At 39.2% G+C, this 3,173-nt stretch carries 2 protein-coding genes; both read left to right on the top strand.

Going from position 1 to position 3,173, the window contains the following annotated elements:
• The first annotated feature begins 149 nt into the window (after nucleotides 1-149).
• Nucleotides 150-1,523, top strand: a complete 1,374-nt coding sequence (locus tag O3793_RS08825; protein WP_371446958.1) for a hemolysin family protein — start codon at nucleotides 150-152, stop codon at nucleotides 1,521-1,523.
• A 417-nt stretch (nucleotides 1,524-1,940) separates the two neighbouring features.
• A complete protein-coding gene (locus O3793_RS08830; RefSeq protein ID WP_371446960.1) occupies nucleotides 1,941-2,987 on the top strand; it encodes a DUF2971 domain-containing protein in 1,047 nt (348 codons plus the stop codon).
• Nucleotides 2,988-3,173: the final 186 nt, after the last annotated feature.

A 3,173-nucleotide genomic window follows, 5' to 3' on the forward strand; every position in this document is an offset into this window, starting at 1 on the left:
TCTGAAAAATGCATTAGAAAGGGCTTTAAACATTAAAGAACCATTACAAAACAGGGGAAAATCTTGATTTTTCAAAAAAAACTGATATGATATCTCTATACCATTCATAGAATAGGTAAAATCTATAGTTAAAAGGGGTTAACAAAATTATGACAGCTGATTCAGATGGGAGTTCGCTGGGAGTCCAGATCTTAATCATTGTATTATTAACTGCATTAAATGCATTTTTCTCTGCAGCAGAGATTGCGTTTGTGTCTATCAACCAAGGAAAAATGGCACAGAAAGCGCAAGAAGGAGATAAGAGAGCCATTAAGGTAATGCGCTTATTAGAGAATTCAGATGAGTTTCTCGCAACAATTCAAGTAGCCATTACATTCGCAGGGTTCTTCTCAAGTGCGTCTGCCGCTACAAGTTTCTCTTCACGAATCCAACCATTATTAGGAAACATTCCTGGAGCTGAAACATTATCACTTGTGATTGTGACAGTCGTTCTAGCATACCTTACTTTAGTATTTGGGGAATTATATCCAAAACAAGTGGCGTTGCAAGTAGCAGAACAAATTGCATTATATACTGCAGGACCAATTTTGTTTGTCAAAAAGATTGCAAAACCATTCGTATGGATTTTGACGTTCTCAACAGGATTATTAAAACGAATGACACCAATCGAATTTTCGAGGGTAGAAGAAAAATTAACACGAAGCGAGATGAAGTCTTTACTTGCCAACAGCCGTAACGACGGAGCGATTGATATTTCCGAGTTCGCGATGATGCAAGGGGTACTTTCTCTAGATACAAAACTAGCACGTGAAGTGATGGTGCCACGTACGGATACATTAATGATTGACGTGGATGACGATATTTCAGAGAACCTAGAGACAATCTTGAACTGTTCATATTCTCGTCTTCCTCTTTACGAAGAAGATAAGGATAAAGTAATCGGAGTTATTCACGTAAAAGATGTTTTCCGTGCTGCAAGAGAGCAAGGATTCGACAATATTGACTTACGTGCCTTAGCGCATGAGCCAGTATTCGTTCCATCAACGATTTTCGTAGATGATTTATTAGTAGAATTTAGAAAAACTCGTCAACACTTAGCGGTATTAAAAGATGAATACGGCGGGGTTGAAGGGATTGTTACATTAGAAGACTTGATTGAAGAAATCGTCGGAGATATCGAAGACGAGTACGACGAAGAAGAAAAAGAAGTCGTAGAAATTGACGAAAACAATTCGGTGATTGATGCTGGAATGTCGCTTGACAGGTTCAATCAAATTTATCAAACGTCATTAGAGTCTGATGAAGTAGACACAATGGCGGGTGCGATTATTGAAAAACTTGGCTACTTCCCAGATGATGATGAGGTAGTGAAGGTGAGATTCGAAGGGTATCTGTTACAACCGACGGAGATCGAGAATGATCGTATTCGTAAAATCCATGTCACAAAGCTTTCTGAGGAAGAACTTGAGCATCTTCGTGCTGAAGAAGGCGAAACAGACGAAACCGTTGAAGATAATGACTAATCAAAGGAGGGGGCAACCCCTCCTTTTTTGTATACGTAAATAGGTGCTAAAAGTTGGATAGACTTGCGTCTATCTTACAGATTCCTCGGATGTCTTCATAATAGTCATAATGGGGCACCGGAATGAGCCTTGCGTCTCAATTCCTACCAAGCTTCAAACTGACTCTACGGGTTATACCCTAGAGTCAGTAATTCACATTGGTTGCACTTCCCAATTACGACTATTATAGAATCCGGGAATCTTCCAGATAGACCATTTTTATAAGCATACAAAAAAGAGGGTGCCGCCTTTGTATGTTTATAAAAATGGGTCTTCTTTTCGTGAAGGGAAAGGTGCTCGGGACTTTGGGAAGTTTTGTGCATGATTCATGAGGATGTTTAAACCGATAGAAAGAAATGTTATACTTTCAATGAGGAGGTGGGGTTGTTGAAAATCATTTTAAAAGAGGACATTGAGCTGTATCGTTATTTGATTGCTAAGGCGACATTTTTACAAACGTATAAAGAGTACCGCTTGGTGGAATCCTTCTTAGATAGTAATTGTTTTTTAGTAGCCAACCGCAAAACAAAAGAGAAAGTGTTTGTCTCATTGTTTAAACAACCGACGAAAAAACCGATTGACCTAGAGTGTAAAAAGGTTGTGTATATTCAAAATGCGAATACGAAGATTCCGGAAGGGTTTGACATAGAAAGGGCGGATAAAGAGTTCAATGACCAGCTCGCGAAGAATATCAGACTGGGATTTTTAGCACCAGATCAGTTAGTCGAACAGTTTCAAGGGGTATTTAAAGAAGACGTTGAGACGTATTTTAAAAAAGCAGAAGCAGCGATTCGAGAAGAGCGGCAAGTTTTTGTGAAGTACTATGCCAAGGAAACGATTGAGAAGAATCCGTATCAAGTGGTGGAAGGAAATGTGTCGTTTAGTCATCCGAAGCATTTCAATGACCCGTTTGATTGTAATTGCTACTACGCGGATGGTCATTCGATGATGGATTTCTTTCGTGTGTTTTGCTTTACGCACGCCGCAGATAATATTTTAATGTGGTCTTATTACGCCAATAGCCACGCAGGGTATGCGCTGGAGTATTCGTATGCGAGTCTTTTGGATAAAATCCATTACTTGAAGGTAGACGGACTCTGTGTATACGGCCCGGTGGAATATATTGATAAACGTCCGAACACGAGAAGTAATAGCAATCAATTCTCGTATTCGAATCTGAATTTCTATATTAAAGCGACCTTTGCAAAATTCAAAGAGTGGCAACACGAGAGAGAATACCGTTTCGTGTGCATTTTGGATGAAAACACAGAGAGCGCGCAAGAAGTTCTTGGAGATTGGGTGGTCATTCCACAAGTGGATGTCGTGCAGGGATACGCTGGATGTAATAATCAAAAAATAAAGGTGAAGGCGCAGTACCCCGTCCGAAAATTAGAAAAAGATATATTAAATTATCAACTAAAATAAGTAATCGTCATTTGAAAATTATCAAAAAGGAGTATGACAATGGAAAAAGCAAAAAGAATATTAGGGATGCTTCTAGCGTTAATGTGTGTAGTTGTTTTTGCTGCATGTGGAAACCTTGGAGCAGAAGAAGTCGCACAGTATGATTTAACATCCCAGGGAATAAAGGTACTGTCTAATAAAGGGAAC

Source organism: Granulicatella sp. 20925_1_28 (assembly GCF_041433575.1).
Lineage (GTDB): Bacteria > Bacillota > Bacilli > Lactobacillales > Aerococcaceae > Granulicatella.

Coding starts and splice junctions, on each gene's coding strand:
- O3793_RS08825 (WP_371446958.1), top strand. CDS start 150: ATGACAGCTGATTCAGATGGGAGTTCGCTGGGAGTCCAGATCTTAATC.